Annotated in this window: 20 protein-coding genes; 8 read left to right on the top strand and 12 right to left on the bottom strand. The window is 67.2% G+C overall.

The features are described from left to right. Positions 1-24 precede the first annotated feature (24 nt). The 3 genes from LOS8367_RS00285 to LOS8367_RS00275 all read left to right on the top strand — a co-directional run bounded on the left by LOS8367_RS00285 (position 25) and on the right by LOS8367_RS00275 (position 1,849). On the top strand, positions 25-597 hold the full coding sequence (locus tag LOS8367_RS00285) for a fasciclin domain-containing protein (protein ID WP_085894453.1): 573 nt from the start codon (positions 25-27) through the stop codon (positions 595-597). Between the two features lie 197 nt (positions 598-794). After that, the gene (locus LOS8367_RS00280) at positions 795-1,196 is read left to right on the top strand and encodes a DUF983 domain-containing protein (RefSeq protein ID WP_085894452.1); all 402 of its coding nucleotides are present in this window, start codon (positions 795-797) and stop codon (positions 1,194-1,196) included. Next, positions 1,196-1,849: an NUDIX hydrolase gene (locus LOS8367_RS00275; protein ID WP_085894451.1), complete on the top strand. Its 654-nt coding sequence runs from the start codon at positions 1,196-1,198 to the stop codon at positions 1,847-1,849. The genes LOS8367_RS00280 and LOS8367_RS00275 overlap by 1 nt, the downstream gene beginning before the upstream one ends. 10 nt (positions 1,850-1,859) lie before the next feature. Here LOS8367_RS00275 and LOS8367_RS00270 read toward each other — a convergent pair whose 3' ends face one another. From LOS8367_RS00270 to LOS8367_RS00260, 3 genes are all read right to left on the bottom strand, one after another. Beyond that, on the bottom strand, positions 1,860-3,359 hold the full coding sequence (locus tag LOS8367_RS00270) for a carnitine 3-dehydrogenase (RefSeq protein ID WP_085894450.1): 1,500 nt from the start codon (positions 3,357-3,359) through the stop codon (positions 1,860-1,862). Positions 3,360-3,362: 3 nt separating this feature from the next. After that, positions 3,363-3,893 carry a lipocalin family protein gene (locus tag LOS8367_RS00265; protein ID WP_242665470.1) on the bottom strand — a complete coding sequence of 177 codons (531 nt, stop codon included), beginning with the start codon at positions 3,891-3,893 and terminating at the stop codon, positions 3,363-3,365. 61 nt (positions 3,894-3,954) lie between these two features. Then, positions 3,955-4,995: an aldo/keto reductase gene (locus tag LOS8367_RS00260; protein ID WP_085894448.1), complete on the bottom strand. Its 1,041-nt coding sequence runs from the start codon at positions 4,993-4,995 to the stop codon at positions 3,955-3,957. Positions 4,996-5,157: 162 nt separating this feature from the next. Here LOS8367_RS00260 and metG point away from each other — a divergent pair, with 162 nt between their 5' ends. Both metG and LOS8367_RS00250 read left to right on the top strand, forming a co-directional pair. Further along, positions 5,158-6,870, top strand: coding sequence for a methionine--tRNA ligase (metG, locus tag LOS8367_RS00255; RefSeq protein WP_085894447.1), 1,713 nt, complete (start codon positions 5,158-5,160; stop codon positions 6,868-6,870). Positions 6,871-7,046: 176 nt separating this feature from the next. Then, positions 7,047-7,442 (top strand): hypothetical protein, encoded by a 396-nt coding sequence (locus tag LOS8367_RS00250; RefSeq protein WP_085894446.1) that lies wholly within the window; start codon positions 7,047-7,049, stop codon positions 7,440-7,442. 1 nt (position 7,443) lies between these two features. Here LOS8367_RS00250 and LOS8367_RS00245 read toward each other — a convergent pair whose 3' ends face one another. Next, positions 7,444-8,541, bottom strand: coding sequence for a S1C family serine protease (locus LOS8367_RS00245; protein ID WP_242665469.1), 1,098 nt, complete (start codon positions 8,539-8,541; stop codon positions 7,444-7,446). A 102-nt stretch (positions 8,542-8,643) separates the two neighbouring features. On the opposite strand from LOS8367_RS00245, the gene LOS8367_RS00240 reads away from it, so the two are divergent. Further along, on the top strand, positions 8,644-9,438 hold the full coding sequence (locus LOS8367_RS00240; RefSeq protein ID WP_085894444.1) for a lytic murein transglycosylase: 795 nt from the start codon (positions 8,644-8,646) through the stop codon (positions 9,436-9,438). Positions 9,439-9,460: 22 nt separating this feature from the next. Here LOS8367_RS00240 and LOS8367_RS00235 read toward each other — a convergent pair whose 3' ends face one another. Together LOS8367_RS00235 and LOS8367_RS00230 are read right to left on the bottom strand one after the other, a co-directional pair. Beyond that, entirely contained in the window at positions 9,461-12,016 is a 2,556-nt protein-coding gene (locus LOS8367_RS00235) for a hybrid sensor histidine kinase/response regulator (RefSeq protein ID WP_133056273.1), read from the bottom strand. A gap of 11 nt (positions 12,017-12,027) precedes the next feature. Then, complete coding sequence (locus LOS8367_RS00230; protein WP_085894442.1) at positions 12,028-12,549, bottom strand: putative pterin-binding protein; 522 nt, start codon at positions 12,547-12,549, stop codon at positions 12,028-12,030. A gap of 255 nt (positions 12,550-12,804) precedes the next feature. Between LOS8367_RS00230 and LOS8367_RS00225 the strand changes: the two genes are divergently transcribed. Further along, positions 12,805-13,413 (top strand): response regulator transcription factor, encoded by a 609-nt coding sequence (locus LOS8367_RS00225; protein WP_085894441.1) that lies wholly within the window; start codon positions 12,805-12,807, stop codon positions 13,411-13,413. Positions 13,414-13,441: 28 nt separating this feature from the next. On the opposite strand, the gene LOS8367_RS00220 is transcribed toward LOS8367_RS00225, so the two are convergent. The 3 genes from LOS8367_RS00220 to LOS8367_RS00210 are packed head-to-tail and all read right to left on the bottom strand — an operon-like array spanning position 13,442 to position 15,616. Beyond that, the gene (locus tag LOS8367_RS00220; protein WP_085894440.1) at positions 13,442-14,173 is read right to left on the bottom strand and encodes an amino acid ABC transporter ATP-binding protein; all 732 of its coding nucleotides are present in this window, start codon (positions 14,171-14,173) and stop codon (positions 13,442-13,444) included. Continuing rightward, on the bottom strand, positions 14,170-14,844 hold the full coding sequence (locus LOS8367_RS00215) for an amino acid ABC transporter permease (RefSeq protein ID WP_085894439.1): 675 nt from the start codon (positions 14,842-14,844) through the stop codon (positions 14,170-14,172). Before LOS8367_RS00215 ends, LOS8367_RS00220 begins: the two co-directional genes overlap by 4 nt. Before the next feature lie 4 nt (positions 14,845-14,848). Continuing rightward, the gene (locus tag LOS8367_RS00210) at positions 14,849-15,616 is read right to left on the bottom strand and encodes an amino acid ABC transporter substrate-binding protein (protein WP_085894438.1); all 768 of its coding nucleotides are present in this window, start codon (positions 15,614-15,616) and stop codon (positions 14,849-14,851) included. Between the two features lie 241 nt (positions 15,617-15,857). On the opposite strand from LOS8367_RS00210, the gene LOS8367_RS00205 reads away from it, so the two are divergent. Continuing rightward, positions 15,858-16,391 (top strand): MarR family winged helix-turn-helix transcriptional regulator, encoded by a 534-nt coding sequence (locus tag LOS8367_RS00205; protein ID WP_085894437.1) that lies wholly within the window; start codon positions 15,858-15,860, stop codon positions 16,389-16,391. Here the strand turns inward: LOS8367_RS00205 and LOS8367_RS00200 are convergent. The 3 genes from LOS8367_RS00200 to LOS8367_RS00190 all read right to left on the bottom strand — a co-directional run bounded on the left by LOS8367_RS00200 (position 16,388) and on the right by LOS8367_RS00190 (position 18,888). Next, positions 16,388-16,753, bottom strand: coding sequence for a Rieske (2Fe-2S) protein (locus LOS8367_RS00200; protein WP_085894436.1), 366 nt, complete (start codon positions 16,751-16,753; stop codon positions 16,388-16,390). The genes LOS8367_RS00205 and LOS8367_RS00200 overlap by 4 nt on opposite strands. A 4-nt stretch (positions 16,754-16,757) precedes the next feature. Then, positions 16,758-17,864, bottom strand: a complete 1,107-nt coding sequence (gene hppD / locus LOS8367_RS00195) for a 4-hydroxyphenylpyruvate dioxygenase (protein ID WP_085894435.1) — start codon at positions 17,862-17,864, stop codon at positions 16,758-16,760. 121 nt (positions 17,865-17,985) lie between these two features. After that, positions 17,986-18,888 carry an oxygenase MpaB family protein gene (locus LOS8367_RS00190; protein WP_085894434.1) on the bottom strand — a complete coding sequence of 301 codons (903 nt, stop codon included), beginning with the start codon at positions 18,886-18,888 and terminating at the stop codon, positions 17,986-17,988. Between the last annotated feature and the right edge of the window lie 111 nt (positions 18,889-18,999).

The following is an 18,999-nucleotide window of genomic DNA, read 5'->3' as shown; positions in this document are numbered from 1 at the left end:
CCGAACCGTCAGGGAGACGACATCATGAACCTCAAGGCCATTCTCACCGGCACCGCCCTTGCCTTCACCTCGACTATGGCTCTGGCCGAGACCCACGCCGAAACCGGCAACCCGATGGTCGGCGGCGCCGCCATGTTCCCGGAGATGAACATCGTCGAGAACGCGGTGAACTCGGCCGACCACACAACGCTCGTCGCGGCCGTGCAGGCCGCCGATCTGGTGGAGACGCTTTCGGGCGAAGGCCCCTTCACCGTCTTCGCGCCGACCAATGCCGCCTTCGAGGCGCTGCCCGAGGGCGCGGTCGAAGAGCTGCTCCTGCCCGAGAACAAGGACCGGCTGACCGAGATCCTCACCTGCCACGTCGTGGCGGCGAACGCGATGTCGGACGCGATCTCCGGCATGATCGCGGATGATGGCGGCATGCACGAGGTCGAGACCGTCGGCGGCTGCACCTTCACCGTCAGCGAAGGCGACGACGGCACCATCATGATCACCGATGGCCAGGACCGCACCGCCAGCGTCACCATCGCCGACGTCAAGCAGTCGAACGGCGTGATCCACGTGATCGATACCGTGTTGCTCCCCGCCGTCGAGTAACCCCCCCAGAAGCGCGCCGGGATCGGCTTTTTCATTCCGGTCAAAGAGCCCGCCGCACATCACGCGGCGGGCTCTCGCGCGTGATTTAGGACTGGTCTGCCGCGCGGCATGGCGACGCAACCCCGGTACATGGTCTTTCAAAATGCTCTCGAAGCACTCATGTGAGGAGCAAGACGCCACCTCCCGAGGAGCCGCGGATGAGCGAGCACCCCCCCCAGCCGGATGCAGAGACCGAGGACCGACCGACGCGGCCCGCGCTTCTGCGCGGCTTTCGCAAACGTTGCCCGAACTGCGGCGAAGGGGGGCTGTTTCAGGGTTATCTCAAGGTGGTCGACCGTTGCCCGGTCTGCCGCGAGGAGTTGTGCCACCACCGCGCCGATGACGGCCCCGCCTATCTCACCATCCTGATCGTCGGTCACCTGCTTGCGCCGGTGATCCATGTCGGCTTCACCCGGTTTCGCCCCGAGCCTCTGGTGATGGCGACGGTGCTGACCGTGGTCGCCGTGGCGCTGTCGCTCTATCTGTTGCCGCGCCTCAAGGGGGTCGTGGTCGGCATCCAGTGGGCGCGGCGCATGCACGGCTTCGGCAAGGCGCATTGATGCGTAGCGTCGCGGCGGCACCGCGCGACGCGGCGACGATCATCCTGCTGCGTCACATGGCCGAGGGCCCGACGGTGCTGATGGGCCGACGCGGCGCGGGGGCGGCCTTCATGCCATCGAAATACGTGTTTCCCGGCGGCGCGCTCGACCCGGTCGACGCCCGCGTGCCACTGGACGCCCCGCTTGGCCCCGAGCACGAGGCGGAGCTGGGGCCGATGGCCAGTGCGCTCGCAGCCTGCGCGATCCGCGAGCTTTGGGAGGAAACCGGGCAAATCCTCGGTCGGCCCGGCGACTGGCCGGACGCGCCGCCGGGCTGGCGCGGCTTCGCCCGCTCGGGGCACCGGCCCGACGCCGCACCGCTCTTGCCGATGTTTCGCGCGGTGACGCCGCCGGGGCAGTCGCGCCGCTTCGATGCGCGGTTCTTTCTTGCCCCCGCCTCGGCGCTGGCAAGCGATCCCGATGATTTCTCGGGCGCCGAGGACGAGTTGGCACATCTGCACTGGGTGCCGCTTGCGCGCATCGACGCGCTTGACCTGCCCGATATCACCAAGCTGGCGCTGCGCGAGTTGCAGGCCCGGCTCGACGATCCCGATGCCCGCCGCCCGGTACCGTTTTTTCACGGCACGATGGAGGCGCGCGCGATGCGCGGCTGAGCCCGGCGGCTCACTCCTGCGGATCGGGCTGGCGTTCGGGCGGGCGGCCCACAGCGGCGCCTGCGCCCTCCGGCTCGGGCAGATGGGCATGCGCCTTGGCAACACGCGCCAACTTGTCCTGAAGCTCCGGCGGCGGCATCACCGCCCGGCGGCTTTCGAGGTCGACATGCACCAGCATGTGCTCCCCGGTCGCCACCAGCCGCGAGTCTTCCCACATCCGGTGGAAGATCCGCAGCCTGCGGCCTTCAGCCAGAAGGAGCCGCGTGTCGATCTCGATCCGGGCTCCCGCGCGGACCTCTGCGAGATGCCGGATATGGGTCTCGGCCGTGAAGTAGCTGTGGCCGCAGGCGATGTAATCGTCATCGCAGCCCACCAGCGCCAAGAACCGATCGGTCGCGTCGCCAAAGGCCTGCAGGTAGCGATGCTCGGTCATGTGACCGTTCTGGTCGCTCCAGTCGAGCGGCACCGCGCGCGCGCCGGTGGGCAGCGGCGAGGTGAGCGACAGCGCGTCGAGGCTCCGGGGGGCGCCGCCGATCCGGCGTTCGGCCGCGTTCAAAAGCCGCCCCGCGCCCCAGTCGCGGGCCTTGAGCCCGCGCAGGATCGCCACGAGATTGGCATCACGAATGCGCTCCAGCTCCGCGATGGAGCGGCGGCCGGATTGCGCGTCGGACTGGCTGGCGATCGTCTCGACCAGCTCGTCGGTCAGTTCCGGCACGTCGGTAAGCTTGCTCCAGGGCCATTTCAGCGCCGGGCCGAACTGGGTCAGGAACTGCCGCATCCCCGCCTCGCCGCCGGCGATGCGGTAGGTCTCGAACAGCCCCATCTGCGCCCAGCGCAGACCGAAGCCGTAGCGGATCGCGTCGTCGATTTCCGCGGTGTCGGCGACCCCGTCCGAGACCAGCCACAGCGCCTCGCGCCAGACCGCCTCGAGCAGCCGGTCGGCGATATGCGCGTCGATCTCCCGGCGCAGGAACAGGGGATGCGCGCCGATGTCGCGCAGCGTCGAGCGGATTCGGTCAATCCGCGCCGTGCCGGTGCCGGGTCCGGTGACGACTTCGACCAGAGGAATCAGGTAGACCGGGTTGAACGGGTGCGCCACGACGATCTGGCCTGGCCGCGTCGCCCCCTCTGCCAGTTCCGAGGGGCGAAAGCCCGAGGTCGAGGAGCCGATGATTGCGGCCTCGGTACAGGCGCCTTGGATCGCCGCATAGATCTCGTGCTTGAGATCGAGCCGCTCGGGCACGCTTTCCTGGATCCATTCGGCGCCTTCGACCGCCTCGGCGAGGTCGTCGTGAAAGCTGATCCTGCCCTCATCGGGCAGCGCCACGTCCCACAGTCCGGGCATCGCGGCACGGGCGCGATCGATCACCTCGTTGATGCGGCGTTCGGCATCGCGGTCGGTGTCGTGGATACGCACGTTCCAGCCCATCAGCGCGAAGCGGGCGGCCCAGCCGCCGCCGATCACCCCGCCGCCAATGATCGCCGCCGTTCTGGCCCCGGATGCCGCCATGGTTCAGCCCTCCCGTGCGGTCTTCAGAGCATCGGTGTCATAGCCGTTGAAGTCCAGCATTTCGCGGGCCGCCCGCGCCCGATCGGCCCCGGCCTGACCGGGGCGATCCATGATCCAGCCATATTCGCCGCCCGGCGCGCCGATCACCGCGGTGCGGAAATCATCATCGGTCCAGAGCAGCCACCAAGGCTCGCCGCCGATATCGAAGCGACCGCGCCCCTCTGCCGTCACCGGAACGAGCCTTGCCTCGCCTGCCCCGGCAATCCGCGCGACCCCGCCGCCCGAGGCGTCGAGGCGCAGCGTCACCCGGTCGCCGGGTGCGACCGGCCCGCCGGGATAGGCGGCGGCGACGATCCAGTCCCCGTTCAGATCGGAGGCGCTGCCGCGCAGGCTCGAGGCGATCGGCGTGCCCACGGTCCGGAACACCGGCGTTGGCACCGGCGGCTCCGCCGCGCCGCAGGCCGAGAGCAACAGCAATGCCGCGAGCGCCCGCTTGGGCGCAAGGCGGATCCGCGATGGGATAGTGACGGTCACGGTGCCCTCCTCGGGTCGCAGGGGACGCCCGGGCATGGCTGCGCCGGGCGGGGATCTCGGTTCAATAGGGCAGCGGGTGCTGCTTGTGGGCAGCGTCGATCTCGGCCACCACCTCGTCCGACAGCACCACCTCGCGCCCCGCGAGAATGCGTTCGAGCTGATCCGTGTTGGTCGCGCCGAAGATCGGGCAGACCGGGAAAGGCCGCGTACGCTGCCAAGCCAACGCCATGTGCACCGGGTCGAGCCCATGGCGCGCGGCGATGTCGAGATAGGCCTGCGTCGCCGCGATCACCCGGTCTGTCTTGCGACCGCCGAGATCACCATTGATCGCCAGCCGCGAACCCTCGGGCACGCCGTTCTGATACTTGCCGGTCAGATACCCGCAGGCCAGCGGCGAATAGGCCAGCAGCAGCACCCCCTCGTTCACCGCCATCTCCGCCATGTCGGTGTCGTAGAGCCGCGACAGCAGCGAATATTCATTCTGCACGGAGACGACGCGCGGTCCGTCCATGGCCTCGGCGCGATCGATCCAGCGGGTTGTGCCCCAAGCGGTCTCGTTCGACAGGCCGAATGCGCGGATCTTGCCCTCGGCCACCAGCGCCTTCAGCGTTCCGAGCACCTCGTCCATATGCGCAAGCGTCCGCTCGGCGTTCTGATCCGAGGGATCGTAGGACCAGTAGCGACGGAAATGGTAGTGGCCGCGCTCGGGCCAGTGCAGCTGGTAGAGATCGATCACATCCGTCTTGAGCCGCCGCAGCGAGCCCTCGACGATCTCGCGCAGATTGCCGCCATCATAGCCCTTGCCGTCGCGGGCCCAGCCCGGGTTGGGGCCGGCGGCCTTTGTGGCGATCTTGTAGGCGCCGCGCTTGCCGCTCTTCTCGATCCAGTTGCCGATGAATTCCTCGGTGCGGCCCACTGTCTCGGCCTTTACCGGATTCACCGGGTACATCTCGGCCGCGTCGAGGAAATCGATCCCGGCATCGAGCGCCATGTCGAGCTGGCGATGCGCGTCGTCCTCGGGGGTCTGGCTGCCATAGGTCATGGTGCCCAAGCACCATTCGCTGACCTCGATGCCGCTACGGCCGAGTGGGATCTTCTTCATATGGGGCCTTCCTGTCGTCCTGCCGGGCCACATGCGCCCGGTCCGCGAGGCGCAGAGGTAGGGCGGCTTGGGCCGGTGGGCAAGCGTTCAAGGCCGCACTGGCCTTGGGCGGGCGGGATCGCTACATGGGGCCCCGGACGCATCGAAGGACGGCAGCACAGCATGGCACGGCATCTCATCACCTCGGCCATCCCCTACATCAACGGGATCAAGCATCTGGGCAACCTGGTCGGCAGCCAGCTTCCCGCCGACCTCTTCGCCCGCTACCAGCGCGGGCGCGGTCACGAGGTGCTGTTCCTCTGCGCCACCGACGAGCACGGCACCCCCGCCGAGCTGGCCGCCGCCAAGGCCGGCAAGCCGGTGGCCGAATACTGCGCCGAAATGCACGAGACGCAGGCCGAGATCGCGCGCGGTTTCCGGCTCTCCTTCGACCATTTCGGCCGCTCGTCCAGCCCGCAGAACCATCGTCTGACCCAGGCCTTCGCCGCGCGTCTCGACGAGGCAGGGCTGATCGAGGAGCGGGTCGAAACCCAGATCTACTCCAAGGCCGACGGCCGCTACCTGCCCGACCGCTACATCGAGGGCACCTGCCCCAATTGCGGCTTCGAGAGCGCGCGCGGCGACCAGTGCGACAACTGCACCAAGCAGCTTGACCCCATCGACCTGATCGAGCCGCGCTCGGTGATCTCGGGCTCAACCGATCTGGAGCCGCGCGAGACCAAGCACCTCTACCTGCGCCAGTCGAAGATGCGCGGCGAGCTGTCGGACTGGATAGATTCCAAGACCGACTGGCCGGTGCTGACCACCTCGATCGCCCGCAAGTGGCTCAATGACGGCGACGGTCTGCAGGATCGCGGCATCACCCGCGATCTCGACTGGGGCATCCCGGTCCGGAAGGGCGACGCCGAGTGGCCGGGCATGGAGGGCAAGGTCTTCTACGTCTGGTTCGACGCGCCGATCGAATACATCGCCTGCGCCCAGGAATGGGTCGATGCGGGCAAGGGCGAGGATTGGGAGCGCTGGTGGCGCACCGACAAGGGCGCCGACGACGTGCGCTATACCCAGTTCATGGGCAAGGACAACGTGCCGTTCCACACCCTGTCCTTCCCGGCGACCATCCTCGGCTCGGGCGAGCCGTGGAAGCTCGTCGATTACATCAAGTCGTTCAACTACCTGAACTATGATGGCGGCCAGTTCTCGACCTCGCGCGGGCGCGGCGTGTTCATGGATCAGGCGCTGGAGGTGCTGCCCGCCGACTACTGGCGCTGGTGGCTGCTGAGCCACGCGCCCGAAAGCTCGGATGCCGAGTTCACCTGGGAGAACTTCCAGCAATCGGTCAACAAGGATCTCGCCGACGTGCTCGGCAACTTCGTCAGCCGCGTCACCAAGTTCTGCCGCTCCAAGTTCGGCGAGGAGGTGCCGGCGGGCGGCGCCCATGGCGACCGCGAACTTGCGCTCATCGCCGATCTGGAGCGCCGGGTGCGCGCATATGAGGGTCACATGGACGCGATCGAGGTGCGCAAGGCCGCGGCCGAGCTGCGCGCGATCTGGGTCGCGGGCAACGAATACCTGCAGGATGCCGCGCCTTGGGCCAGCTTCAAGACCGATCCCGAAGCGGCGGCGATGCAGATCCGCCTCGCGCTGAACCTGATCCGGCTCTACGCGGTCCTGTCCGCGCCCTTCATCCCCGATGCGAGCGCGCAGCTGATGGAGGCGATGAAGACCGATGATGACGCCTGGCCCGGCGACGTGGCCGAGGCGCTGTCGGTGTTGTCGGTGGGGCATGGCTTCGCGGTGCCGGACGTGACATTCCGCAAGATCACCGACGAGGAGCGCGCCGACTGGCACGCGCGTTTCGCAGGAATCCGGAGCTGAGGAGAAAAAACCCCGGCACCTTATACATCCGGACTGGATCGATTTCCCGAGAGTTGCGCTAGACTGGCCGCGCAGCAAGGGAGTTTACCATGACCCAGCCTTTTCATCGTATCCCGTCCACCCGCGGGACCCTTTCCTCGTCCGTTCTTCACACCGGTACGACCCGAATCGCCGGGATGGCGATTTTGACGGGAGGCCTGATCGGCCTTGGCTTGATGGTGCCATTGATGCTCTTGTGGCGCGGCCTTGCCGGGACGCTTCCGGAGCCGGGCGGGTTGTGGCCCGCGCTGCTGACATTGCCGACGCTGTTCGCAGCGGGCTGGAGCGCCGCCGCGCTGTCGGGGGCCACGCGCCGCCGGGTCGCGGCGCTGCACGGCGTCGGGGTCTGGGCGCTGCTGCTGGTTGCGATCGCCGCGAGCGCGATCTTCGCGCCCGGCGCGGTCGATCGTGCGATCCCGGGACTGTCGGCGCTGACGCCGGCTGCTGGTGGTGATCTCGTGCTCGGCACGCTGGCCCTGGCGGGGCTCTGCGCGGCGGCGCTTGGGGCTAGCCTGGGCATGGACGACAGCTGATCTAGCGCCCCGGCCGCAACTCCAGCGTCAGCTCGCGGCGACGGCCGTCGCGCAGCAGGGTCAGCGTCACGTTGTCACCCGGTCGACGCCGGTCGACCATGGCCAAGAGGTCGTCGAGCCCCTCGACCTCTTCGCCGTCGAGCGCGATCACCACGTCGCCCGGCAGCAGCCGGCCGCGCGCGACCCGCGCCGGTTCGACCCCGGCGCGCGCCGCCTCCGAGCCCGGCGCGACGTCGAGAACGAGAGCCCCCGGGAGACCCTGCCGGTTCACCGCCGCATTGATCCGCGCATCGAAGCCCAGCCCCAGCGAGGGCGGGCTGTAGCGGCCCGTTTCGATCAGCTGCGGAACCACCCGCGCCACGGTCGAGACCGGCACCGCGAAGCCGATCCCGGCGCTGGCGCCGGAGGGGCTGTAGATCGCGGTGTTGACGCCGACCAGCCGCCCGCGTGCATCGAGCAGCGGCCCGCCCGAATTGCCCGGGTTGATCGCCGCATCGGTTTGGATCAGCCCGCTGATCGCGCGGCCCGCTTCGCCGGGCAGGTCGCGGTCCAACGCCGAGACGATGCCGGTTGTCAGCGTCCAGTCCAACCCGAATGGGTTGCCGATCGCCAGCACCGACTGGCCGACCTCCAGACCGCCCTCCCCCGGCTCCGGGCGCGGCAGTGGCGCGGGCAGCGCATCGCCCCCGATGCGCAACACCGCGAGGTCATGGCTCGGAGCGCGACCCACCACCTGCGCCTCGAGCGAGCGGCCATCGGCAAGCTGCACCAGCGCCCGGCTCGCGCCTTGGATCACGTGGTCATTGGTGACGACATGCCCCCGCGCGTCCCAGACGAAGCCCGAACCCGAGCCGAGTTGCGTCTCACCGGTCCGTCGGGTGAACGGATCGATGATGCGGGTCGAGGTGGTGATTGCAACGACGCTGTCGCGCGCGGCGCGGAATACCGCGATGGTACGCGCCTCCTCGATCTCGAGGCTGGCCGGGCCCGGCGGCAGCGGCTCCGGCGGCGAGGCTTCCGTCTCGACGGCATAGCGTCCGGCCAGAAAGGCCGCGATCAACATCAGGGCAAATGCCACCCCGGCAAGGCTGGCGCGCATGCTCGCTCCTTCGCTCGACATTGCCGCTCCATCGGCTCGTGCTAGGTGGAGCGGAGATCCCGGCCGCCAAGCGGCCGAAGCCATTTTCACGGGAGTTACCCTTTGCGATACGTGCTTTCCACCCTTCTCGCGCTGGGCCTCGGCGCCTCCACCGCAGCCGCCGCCACCTGCGGCAACGACGCCTCGGGTTTCGAACGCTGGAAGCAGGAATTCGCCGCCGAGGCCGCCGCACAGGGCGTGGGTCAGGCCGGGCTGAACGCGCTGTCCCAGACCAGCTACGCCCAGCGGACCATCAATGCCGACCGCAACCAGAAGAGCTTCGACTACTCGCTCGACAAGTTCATGCAGGTGCGTGGCGCCGATACGATCGTCGCGCAGGGGCGTCAGAAGCTCGCCGCCAATCCCGGCTTCTGGCAGAGCCTCGAGAGCCAGTATGGCGTGCCCGCGGGCGTGCTGATCGCGATCCACGGCATGGAAACCGGTTTTGGCAACTTCATGGGCGACAGCAACGTGCTCTCGGCGATCGCGACGCTGGCCTATGACTGCCGCCGCTCGGATTTCTTCTCGCAGCACGCGCTGGCGGCGCTGATGCTGGTGGATCGCGGTGCGGTCTCGCCCGGTTCGATCGGCGCAATGCATGGCGAGCTGGGCCATACGCAGTTCCTGCCGGGCAACATCCTGCGCTATGGCGTAGATGGCGACGGCAATGGCCGTGTTGATCTCACCAACCTGACCGACGCCATGGCCTCCACCGCCAATTACCTGCGCCAGAAGGGCTGGCAACCGGGCGCCGGCTACCAGGAAGGGCAGCCGAATTTCCGGGTGATCCAGGAATGGAACGCGGCGGGCGTTTACCAGAAAGCGATCGCGCTGATGGCGGCGCGCATCCAAGGCTAAGGCCTTACGGCGCGGGCGGAGCTCAGGCCTCGACCCGCGCCTCGATCCGGGACCGTGCCACCGCGAGCGCTCGGGACACCTGATCTTCCAGCTCCGCGACCTCTTCGGGGGCAAGATGCGTGGGCGCGCGCAGTTCCAGCGCGCCCAGCATCTCGGCCGGACCGAAGAGCCCGAGCATTGCAGCACCACCCCGCAGCTTGTGCAGGATGCCCACCGCGCTTTCGCCATCGGCATCCTCGGGCTGAGACGCGAGCCGAGCGCTCGCCTCGCGCCACTCGGTCCCGAAGCTGTCGAGCGCGCGGTTCACCCGCTCCGGTCCGAGCATGTCGAGCATTTCGTCGAAGGCATCGGTGTCGATGTCCGGCGTCTTGCTCACTTTCGCCGACGCCGACGACGGCGGCACCTCGACGAGGCCGGCGAGGATCTTGCGCAGCACTGGCAGACGCAGCGGCTTTGCATAGACTTCGTTCATCCCCGCCGCGATACCTGCAAGCCGCGCCTCGGCCGAACCATGGGCCGTCAGCCCGATGATCCGGGGCTCGGTCCTGTCCGGCAGGAATTCGCGGATCTCGCGCGTGGCGTCGATTCCGCCCAACACCGGCATCTCGAAATCCATCAGCACCAGATCGAAGGACTCCTCGCGCAGCAGCGCCACGCCTTCGGCGCCGTTCGGCGCCTCGGTGATCTCGTGCCCGAACTGTTGCAGCATGCCGCGCAGCACCATGCGGTTCACGGCGTTGTCCTCGACCACCAGCACCGACAGGCTGGTGCCGGGCGCGACCGGGATCACAGCTTCGGGCTCGGGCGCCTCGATCGGCGGCGCGACGCTCTTCAACGGTAGCTGCAGGTAGAAGCTGCTGCCCTTGCCGGGCGTGCTCTGAACCGTGATGTCGCCCGACATCAACCGGGCCAGCCGCCGCGAGATGGCGAGGCCCAGACCATCCGAGCGCCCCTGCCGTCCTTCGGGGCGGGCACGGATCACGAATTCGGTGAAAACCCGTTCGATATCCTCCGGCGCGATGCCGATGCCGGTATCATGCACCCCGATCTCGACCGCACCATCCTCGAGCTGGAGCGTCACGGTGATCGAGCCGCGCTCGGTGAACTTGATGGCGTTGCCGATCAGGTTGGTGACGACCTGCGCTACACGGTTCGGATCGCCCTCGTACCATTGCCCGAGATCCGCCTCTTCGGCCACGAGTTCGAGCGGCAGGTCCTTTTCTGCCGCCAGAGGCCGCAGCACCGACAACAGCCGATGCAGCATCGAGCCCGGGGCGAAGGGCACGGTTTCGATCACCTCTTCGCCGGTTTCGATCCGGGTGATGTCCAGCGACTCGTTCACCAGCTGCAGCAGGATCTCGGCCGAGGCCAAGGCGATCCCGACCTGCTGGCGCTGCTCGGCGGACAGGGTCGAGGTGTTCAGCAGGTCCAGCACCCCCATGATGCCGTTGAGGGGGGTGCGCATCTCGTGGCTCATCACCGACAGGAAGCGCGACTTTGCCCGGTCCGCCCGCTCAGCGGTATCGCGCGCCGCAATCAACCGCTCCTGGCTGGCCTTGAGCTCGGTAATGTCGCGCAGATAACCGATGAAGACCGGCGCATCCGGCCCGTCGACATGGGTTATCACCGCCTCGATGGGAAAGATCTCGCCACTGCGCCGCCGGGCGACGAGTTCGACCCGCCCCGCATCGATCAGATACTCGCGCCCCTTCGCTGCGAAGTTGCGAAGCCGCTCGTCGAAGATCTGGCGCCGCTCCGCCGTCACCAGCGTTTCGCGCACGTTCTGGTTCAGGATCTCGTCCTTGCGCCAGCCGAACATCTCCTCGGCGGCGGGGTTGAAGTCGACGATCCGGCCCTGTTCATCGGCCACCACGATCGCATCGAGCGAGTTGCCGATGACCGAGTTGAGCCGTTCTGCGGTACGCGACAGCACCCGGTCGCGATCCATCACGCGCCGTCGCTGCACGTCGATCAGCCGCAAGAGCGCCCCGAGCAGGATCAGCAGCAGGCCCCCGGCCAAGGCGGTCAGCTCGGCTTGGCGGCGTACCTGATGACGGTAGGCCTCCGCATCCTCGGCAAGGACATCGAGACCGTTGAGCGACAGCTCCCGCATCACCGGCTGAATGTCGAGTGTTTCCTGATAGATCGCTTCCAGATTGGCGACGTTCACGCTGTCGGCGAACAGCGCATCGACCCGGTCGGCGTAACCGTCGATCGCCAGCAGCAGCTCCGGCACCCCCTCATGCACGGACAGCGCGCGGCCGATCTCACCACTGCGCACCAGACCGAGCCGGCTCAGCAGGATGTCAAAGCGCAGCTGCAGCCCGCTGGCATTGCCGCGCACGCCCTGCGCCGCGGCGATCACGTCCCGCGCGAAGATCGCGGTCTCGAGCTCGAGCTGGGCGAGGGTCCACTGGGTATTGTCGATGCCCGCGGTTTCGAGGTCGCGTATCTGCCGGCCGAGAATCCAGCCTAGCGACAGCACCAAGGTCAGCAGGATCGCCGCCGCGAAACCAAGGCCGCTGCGGATGTTCAGCCGGGGCGTTGATCTCCCCGCACGTGGCTTGGGGATGTTCACGCCGCCCGCACTCACTCCAGCACGATCATCTGCGCCAGCTGCCAGATGCTGCGCTTGTAGGTTTCCTCGGTGCGGTACTCCGCCGCGCGATCGAAGGGGTAGATCAGCCAGTAAGGGCCCTTCTCACGGATCGAGACGGTCTCGCCGTCGATCCGGGTGGCGACGATCGGCAGCTCTTCGCCGATATCCTCGATCGGGATCTGCACGCGGTAATCGTTGAGGGCGACCAGCTCCAGCGTTGCGCCACTCTGGCCTATCATCTCGCCCATTCCGGCCTCTTCGAGCAGCGTCGCGACTGATACACCGGAGTAAAGGCTGCTGCCGTCGGTCCAGATGGTGCTCGTCTCGAAGCTAACCTGCGGCAGCGCATCGAGCGCATCGAGGTCGAAGGAGACGAACTCCTCGTCCTCCTGCCCCACCTGCAACACGCCGGGCTCCGCGTAAAACGGGTCTTGAAGCTCTGTCGAGCTCGCGTAAGTTGCTACCGTGGCCATGGCCAGCCCGGTGAGAGCGCTCTTGATGGCTTGATTCATATCGACCCCTTTCCCGATCCGGCTATGGCCAGTGCGACCGTGTGCAGAATGCGCGATCTGCACGCATATTGCGAATCCCTTTCGCCGGGCAATATCCAAGCGTGGCAGCAAAGCCCCAATAAAGGATATACACTCGGTCAAGGGTATCTGGCGCCTCGGATTCGCCCGTTTCGCCACTTAACGATCCTCAGTATGCTAACCTCACCGCCGTCTCGTGCCGGCCCAGACGTTCAAGATGAAATCGAGAGGACGGATATGCGTATCCTGATTGCCGACGACCACGACCTCGTACGCGAAATGATGGCCGCCTATCTGGAGCGCGATTGCGGCGCGAAGGTGGTGCAGAGCTCGAGCTTCGACGATGCGATGGCCGAGATCGCCCGCAGCGGTGCGTTCGATCTGGTGCTACTTGATTACCGGATGCCGGGAATGCGCGGGCTCGAGGGGCTGCATGCCGCGCTCGAAGCCTCGCAGGGCAAGCCCGTGGCGCTGATCTCGGGCACCGCGGACAAGACGATAGCCGAGGAGGCGCTGGCCGCCGGTGCCGCGGGCTTCCTACCCAAGACTATGTCAGCCCGGTCGATGAGCAACGCCGTGCGCTTCATGACGATGGGCGAAACCTATGTGCCGATCGACTTCATGACCGCCAAGGAGACCGAGAACCCGGCCTTGGCGCATCTGACGCCTCGTGAGCGGCAGGTGCTCGAGGGCATCAAGAAGGGTCAGTCCAACAAGGAGATTGCGCTCGACCACGACATTCAGGAGGTCACGGTCAAGCTGCACGTCAAGACGCTGTGCCGCAAGATGGGTGCGAAGAACCGCACACAGGCGGCGATGATGGCCCGCGACCAGGAGATGGTCTGAGCCGCCGGCCCGTTCGGGCGTCGGCCGCTCAGCCGACCCGGCGCAGGAAATCGCGGGTGCGCGCGTCCTGAGGGGCGTCGAAGATCTGGCTTGGCGGCCCCTGCTCGACGATGCGCCCGCCTTCCATGAAGATCACACGGTCGGCGATCTCGCGCGCGAACTGCATCTCGTGGGTGACGATCAGCATGGTCTGGCGCGCCTGCGCCACCTTGCGCATCAGGTCGAGCACCTCCCCCACCCATTCGGGATCGAGCGCCGAGGTCGGCTCGTCGAACAGCATCAACTCGGCATCGAGCGCCATCGCCCGGCCGATACCCACGCGCTGCTGCTGCCCGCCCGAGAGCGCGGCCGGATAGCTGCCGGCCTTCTCCGCGAGGCCGATCTCGCGCAGGATTTCGTCGGCGCGCGCCTCGGCCTCGGCGCGCGGCCGCTTCTGCACCGTGACCAGCGCCTCGGTGATGTTCTGCCGCGCGGTCTTGTTGGCGAAGAGCGCGTAGTTCTGGAACACGAAGGCGGTGCGGCGACGCACCGCGAGGATCTCGGCCTTGGTGGCCTTCGCGGCATCCACCGTCATGCCGTTCAGTCGGATCGTCCCGGCATCGGGCCGGTCGAGGAAGTTGAGGCAGCGCAGCAGCGTCGACTTGCCGGTCCCCGACGGCCCGATCACCACGATCCGCTCACCCGGTGCGACGGACAGGTCGATGCGGTTCAGTACCGGCGTGCCGCCGAAATTCTTGGTCAGTCCCGAAATCTCGATCATCGCGCATAGGCCCTGTTGAGACGGATCTCGACGCCCCGCTGCAGCAGCGACAGCGCCTCGACGATGATCCAGTAGAGCACCGCCACCACGAGGAACGCCTCGAAGTAGAGGAACGAGCCCGCTGCCTCCTTCTGCGTGGCGCCCATCATCTCGGTCACGCCCAAGGTGAAGGCCAGCGAGGTGCCCTTGATCATGTCGATGAAGTAGTTGACCAGAGTCGGCGCCGCGACGCGTGCGGCCTGCGGCAGCACGATGCGGGCCATCATCTGGCCCTGCGTCATCCCCACCGCCTGGCTCGCCTCCCACTGGCTGCGGTCGACGCCGAGGATCGCGGCGCGGATGCTCTCGGCCATGTAGGCCGCGAAATGCAAGGTCAGCCCCATGATCGCGGCGGTGACGCCGTTGATCTGCGCCAGCGCCGAGACCACCTGCGGCAACCCGTAATAGAACAGGAACAGCTGCACCAGCAGCGGCGTGCCGCGAAAGAAGCTGATGAACAGCTTCACGAAGCTGTCGAGCACGGGGATCTTCACCACGCGCTCGACCGCCATCAAAGAGGCCAGCACCAGCGCGAAGGCCATGGCGGCGAGCGCCATGCCCAGCGTCAGCGGCACGTAGCCGAGGATCACGGGCACCAGACCCAGCATGTAGTCGAGATCGAGCGCCCGCATCGTCTTACTCCGCCGTAGTGATGTCGGCGTCGAACCACTTCTGCGAGATCTCGGCCAGCGTGCCGTCCTCGCGCAGATCGCTCAGCGCCGCGTCGATGCGGTCGCGCAGGGCCCGGCCTTCCTCGTCGTCGCGGAACGGCAGCGCGTTGCGGATTTCAGAGAAGGGCTGCCCGGCCAGAGCCAGCGGCAGCGGGCTTTCCTTGATCACCTGCGTCGAGGAAACGCGGTCCATCACGAAGGCATCGACCCGGCCCAGCGCCGTGTCCTGCTCGATGTTGCTCTCATAGGTGCGGATGTCGATCTCGTCGGCATAGGGCAGTTCGTTGAGAAGCTGCTCGAAGTTGGAGCCCAGATTGACCGCGACCGAGCGGCCCTTGAGATCTTCGGGGCCGGTGATCTCGTCCTCGTTGCCGGCCTTCACCACCACCTGCGCGCCGTCATAGACGTAAGGCTGCGTGAAGACGAACTTCGCCTCGCGCTCGGGCGTGATGGTGATCTGGTTGGCGATGGTGTCGATGCGGTTCGACTCCAGCGCGCCGACAAGGCCCGAGAAGGACATGGTGACGTATTCGACTTCGAGCCCGGTCTCCTCGGCCACCGCATCCATCACGTCGACCTCGAAGCCTTGCAGCACGTCCTGCTCGACGAAGGTGAAGGGGAAATAGCCACCCGACATGCCGACCCGCAGCGTGCCTTCGCCCTCGGACTGGGCGGCGGCCATGGAGGCGATCGAGGTGGCGGCGAGGCTGGCGAAAGCGAACTGTTTCAGCATGGCGGGGTCCTTTCGGTTTGAGCGAGGGAGGTAATGCGCCGGGCGGGGGAGGATCAATGGAGTTTCGCAATAAGGATCGGGCGTTCTGCACGCGGCGCGGTGGCGAAACGTTATCATCTTTGTACCGTTTCGGGCGGAACGCTGTCCGCGCCCTCGCGGGTTCCCGACCCCGCCGATTGTCGCACGGTGGTCGCTCTGGTATCCAAGACCATCGCCTCGGCAGCACCGGAAAGACCGCGACATGGCCCTGATGGACGACCCGCAGCGCATGGCCGACCGGCTCAGGGCCCTGGCCGAGCTGGAACGGCGTCTGTCGTTTCGGATCAGCCGGTTGTCGAAACTGCTCGATACCCATGCGGCGCGGCAACTCGCGGTGCATGGCACCGGTCTCACCTCGTACCGCATCCTGATGGTGCTGGGCATCTTCGGCGAGACCACCGCAGCGGATCTGAGCCGGCTGATGGTGATCGACCGGGCGCAGATCAGCCGCTCGGTGTCGGACCTTCTGGCGCAGGGGTTGCTGGAACAGCGCAGCGACGGCGCCAATCGCCGCCGCAGGCTGCTTCGGCTCTCGGCCACCGGGCAGGAGGCGTTGGGCACCTTCGAGCCGGGCCTGCTGGAGCGCCAGAAGGTATTCGAAGAGCTTCTGGATGCCGAGGAGCTGCGTGGGCTGAACAGCGCGGTCGACAAGATCACCCGCTATCTCGCGGAGACGCTGGAGGCCCCCGATGCGGCCCCCGTGGCGCTGCGGCCGGGCAGCGACGCGACCGGCTAGCTCGATCCGATGCGGATCTCGCCGCCCGTCTCCTCGATCGGCACCGGAATCAGCACGCAGCCCTGACCCAGACCTTCCACCCCCTGCCCTGTCGCCGCGTCGAAGCCAGCGGCGTGGTTCGAGCAGCGCAGCAACCGCTCATCGGCCGAGAGCACGCGCCCGCCACGCCAGTCGAGCGGCAGGTGCTGGTGCGGACAGGCGTTGAAATAGCCGAACAGCCCGATCCCGGTCCGCACCAGAAGCAGGGGGAAGCCGCCGAGATCGAGACCGAGCGTCCCCGGCTCCGCAAGCGCTCCGGCGGTACAGACCGGAGCGCCGGGCGCGGGCGCGCGCGGCAGGTCGCGCCAGTCGCGCGCGCCCATCGCCTCAGGCCTCAGCCTTGAGCACGCCGCGCTGGATCTGGTCGGCCTCGATCGACTCGAACAGCGCCTTGAAGTTGCCTTCGCCGAAGCCGTCATCGCCCTTGCGCTGGATGAACTCGAAGAAGATCGGTCCGATCACCGTCTTCGAGAAGATCTGCAACAGGATACGGGTATGGCCGCCATCCACCACGCCTTCCCCGTCGATCAGGATGCCGTGCTTCTTGAGCTTGTCGATCGGCTCCTCGTGGCCGGTCACCCGGTCGTGGCTCATGTCGTAATAGGTCGCGGGCGGCGGCGGCATGAATTCGATGCCCTTCTCCGAGATCCGGTCGGTGGCGGCATAGATGTCCTCGGTGCCGACCGCGATGTGCTGGATGCCCTCGCCCTTGTATTCGCGCAGATACTCCTCGATCTGGCTGTTCTCGTCGGCGCTCTCGTTGATCGGGATGCGGATCTTGCCATCCGGCGAGGTCAAGGCGCGCGAGGTCAGGCCGGTCTGCTTGCCCTTGATGTCAAAGAAGCGGATTTCGCGGAAGTTGAAGGCCTTGGCGTAGAAATCGTACCAAGTCGACATGTTGCCGCGCTCGACGTTGTGGGTGAGGTGGTCGAGATAATAAAAGCCCGCCCCTTCGGGTTTCGGGTCGGGCTCGCCCAGCCAGTCGAACTCGGCTTCGTAGCAGGAGCCCGTCTCGCCATAGGTCTCGATGAAATACAGAAGCGAGCCACCGATGCCGATCACCGCCGGCACGTCGAGCGACTTGCCCGGGCCGGTATATTCCTCGGCACCGTAATCGAGCGCACATTTCAGCGCGTGCTGCGCATCGACCACGCGCCAGGCCATCGCGGGGGCGCAGGGGCCGTGCTCGGCTACGAACTGCGCGGCATGGCTGCCGGGCTCGCGGTTGATGAGATAGTTGATGTTGCCCTGCCGGTAGAGCGAGATGTCCTTGGTCCTGTGCCGCGCCACCTCCTCGTAGCCCATGCTTTCGAACAGGGCCTCGAGCCTGCCCGGCTCGGGATGCGCGAACTCGACGAATTCGAAGCCATCGGTCCCGGCCTTGTTCACCTCGTCGATCTTGGCCTTCGGCGCGTCATGCGGAAACGGTCCCATGGGGTCCTCCTTGATGAGCGCATGGGTTGCGTGCCCCACCATGCTGTCCAGGAATGCCCGGCCCGCGGGGTGGCGGATCTCGTCGCCACGCCGCAGGATTAGCGCCGCATATGGTGCGTCGTCAACATTCAGGTTGCGGCCGCACATCCTCTGCCTGCCGGTGTCCGGTACAGCCCCCTGCTTTGGGCCAAGTGCCCAGCTCCGCAATCTCGTAGCCCTGCGGATAGCCGCGCCGAAACCGCGCCGTGACGAGGCGCGGGAGACGGCGCCGCGGCAGCAGCCGCAGGATCCCGGCGCGTAACCGCATCGCCCCCAGCACGCCGCGCCGCAACCATCCCGGGGGCGGCGCGAAGCCCATCGCTTCGAGCAGCCGCGCGTCCATCAGCGACAGCGCCATGGGCCGTCCCAGCCGGAACAACGGGCGCGGCAGGTAAAAGCCGAGGAGAAGATCCAGCGTCGCCGCGCCCACCGCCCGGTTGCTCGACGCGAAACGCATGTGCCGCCTTTCGTAATCGGCATTCATTGCAGCGAAGGCATCGAAATCGGCAGGAATGTCCGCGATCCCCATGCGCGTCCCCAAGCCTCGATAGTAGTTGGTCCAGGCCTGCCGCTCCGGGATCGTCATGCCCCTCCGTCCGAAGCGCTCGAGCCAGCGGACAGGCTCGAGCACGAAGGTGCCGAGCACATAGAGCATGTCCTCGTTCGAGATGCGGTAGCAGCCATGCATCTCGTTGATGCGCCCGATCGCCGCGCGGCCGCGCGGGCTGCCGAGCCCGTTCTCCAAGGGCTCCGACAGCAGCAACTCGGTGTCGTCGTAGCGCTTCTCCGCGCGGCGTCCGAACTCGCCGGTGCGATCCAGAAGCCCCGAGATCGAGGGGATGGCATAGGTGCGGAAAAGCGCGAATTCGAGCGCCCGCTCGATGTCCCAGGCGAAGGCGCAGGTGGTCAGCAGCCGCGCGATCTCCTCGAAATCGCGCTCGGGCGACAGCTCGAGAATCCGGTCTTCGGGGCAAAGGCTTTTCATGCAGATCCCAGGTCGATCAGGGCGCGGCGCGCTCTTCACGCGCCACGGGACGAGGCTAGCCCCGCGCCGGCCCGGCCACAATCGCACCGGAACCGAACCCGGCGCTCGACC

Origin of the sequence: Limimaricola soesokkakensis (assembly GCF_900172345.1) — a bacterium.
Lineage (GTDB): Bacteria > Pseudomonadota > Alphaproteobacteria > Rhodobacterales > Rhodobacteraceae > Limimaricola > Limimaricola soesokkakensis.
The sequence above is the reverse complement of the archived record's forward strand: the minus strand, read 5'-3'. Positions and strand labels throughout refer to the sequence as shown.

Coding starts and splice junctions, on each gene's coding strand:
- LOS8367_RS00200 (WP_085894436.1), bottom strand. CDS start 16,753: ATGGGCGCGCGCGACTGGCGCGACCTGCCGCGCGCGCCCGCGCCCGGC.
- LOS8367_RS00210 (WP_085894438.1), bottom strand. CDS start 15,616: ATGCTGAAACAGTTCGCTTTCGCCAGCCTCGCCGCCACCTCGATCGCC.
- LOS8367_RS00205 (WP_085894437.1), top strand. CDS start 15,858: ATGGCCCTGATGGACGACCCGCAGCGCATGGCCGACCGGCTCAGGGCC.
- LOS8367_RS00190 (WP_085894434.1), bottom strand. CDS start 18,888: ATGAAAAGCCTTTGCCCCGAAGACCGGATTCTCGAGCTGTCGCCCGAG.
- LOS8367_RS00220 (WP_085894440.1), bottom strand. CDS start 14,173: ATGATCGAGATTTCGGGACTGACCAAGAATTTCGGCGGCACGCCGGTA.
- LOS8367_RS00270 (WP_085894450.1), bottom strand. CDS start 3,359: ATGGCGGCATCCGGGGCCAGAACGGCGGCGATCATTGGCGGCGGGGTG.
- LOS8367_RS00285 (WP_085894453.1), top strand. CDS start 25: ATGAACCTCAAGGCCATTCTCACCGGCACCGCCCTTGCCTTCACCTCG.
- LOS8367_RS00245 (WP_242665469.1), bottom strand. CDS start 8,541: ATGCGCGCCAGCCTTGCCGGGGTGGCATTTGCCCTGATGTTGATCGCG.
- LOS8367_RS00225 (WP_085894441.1), top strand. CDS start 12,805: ATGCGTATCCTGATTGCCGACGACCACGACCTCGTACGCGAAATGATG.
- LOS8367_RS00250 (WP_085894446.1), top strand. CDS start 7,047: ATGGCGATTTTGACGGGAGGCCTGATCGGCCTTGGCTTGATGGTGCCA.
- metG (WP_085894447.1), top strand. CDS start 5,158: ATGGCACGGCATCTCATCACCTCGGCCATCCCCTACATCAACGGGATC.
- LOS8367_RS00275 (WP_085894451.1), top strand. CDS start 1,196: ATGCGTAGCGTCGCGGCGGCACCGCGCGACGCGGCGACGATCATCCTG.
- LOS8367_RS00280 (WP_085894452.1), top strand. CDS start 795: ATGAGCGAGCACCCCCCCCAGCCGGATGCAGAGACCGAGGACCGACCG.
- LOS8367_RS00215 (WP_085894439.1), bottom strand. CDS start 14,844: ATGCGGGCGCTCGATCTCGACTACATGCTGGGTCTGGTGCCCGTGATC.
- LOS8367_RS00230 (WP_085894442.1), bottom strand. CDS start 12,549: ATGAATCAAGCCATCAAGAGCGCTCTCACCGGGCTGGCCATGGCCACG.
- hppD (WP_085894435.1), bottom strand. CDS start 17,864: ATGGGACCGTTTCCGCATGACGCGCCGAAGGCCAAGATCGACGAGGTG.
- LOS8367_RS00260 (WP_085894448.1), bottom strand. CDS start 4,995: ATGAAGAAGATCCCACTCGGCCGTAGCGGCATCGAGGTCAGCGAATGG.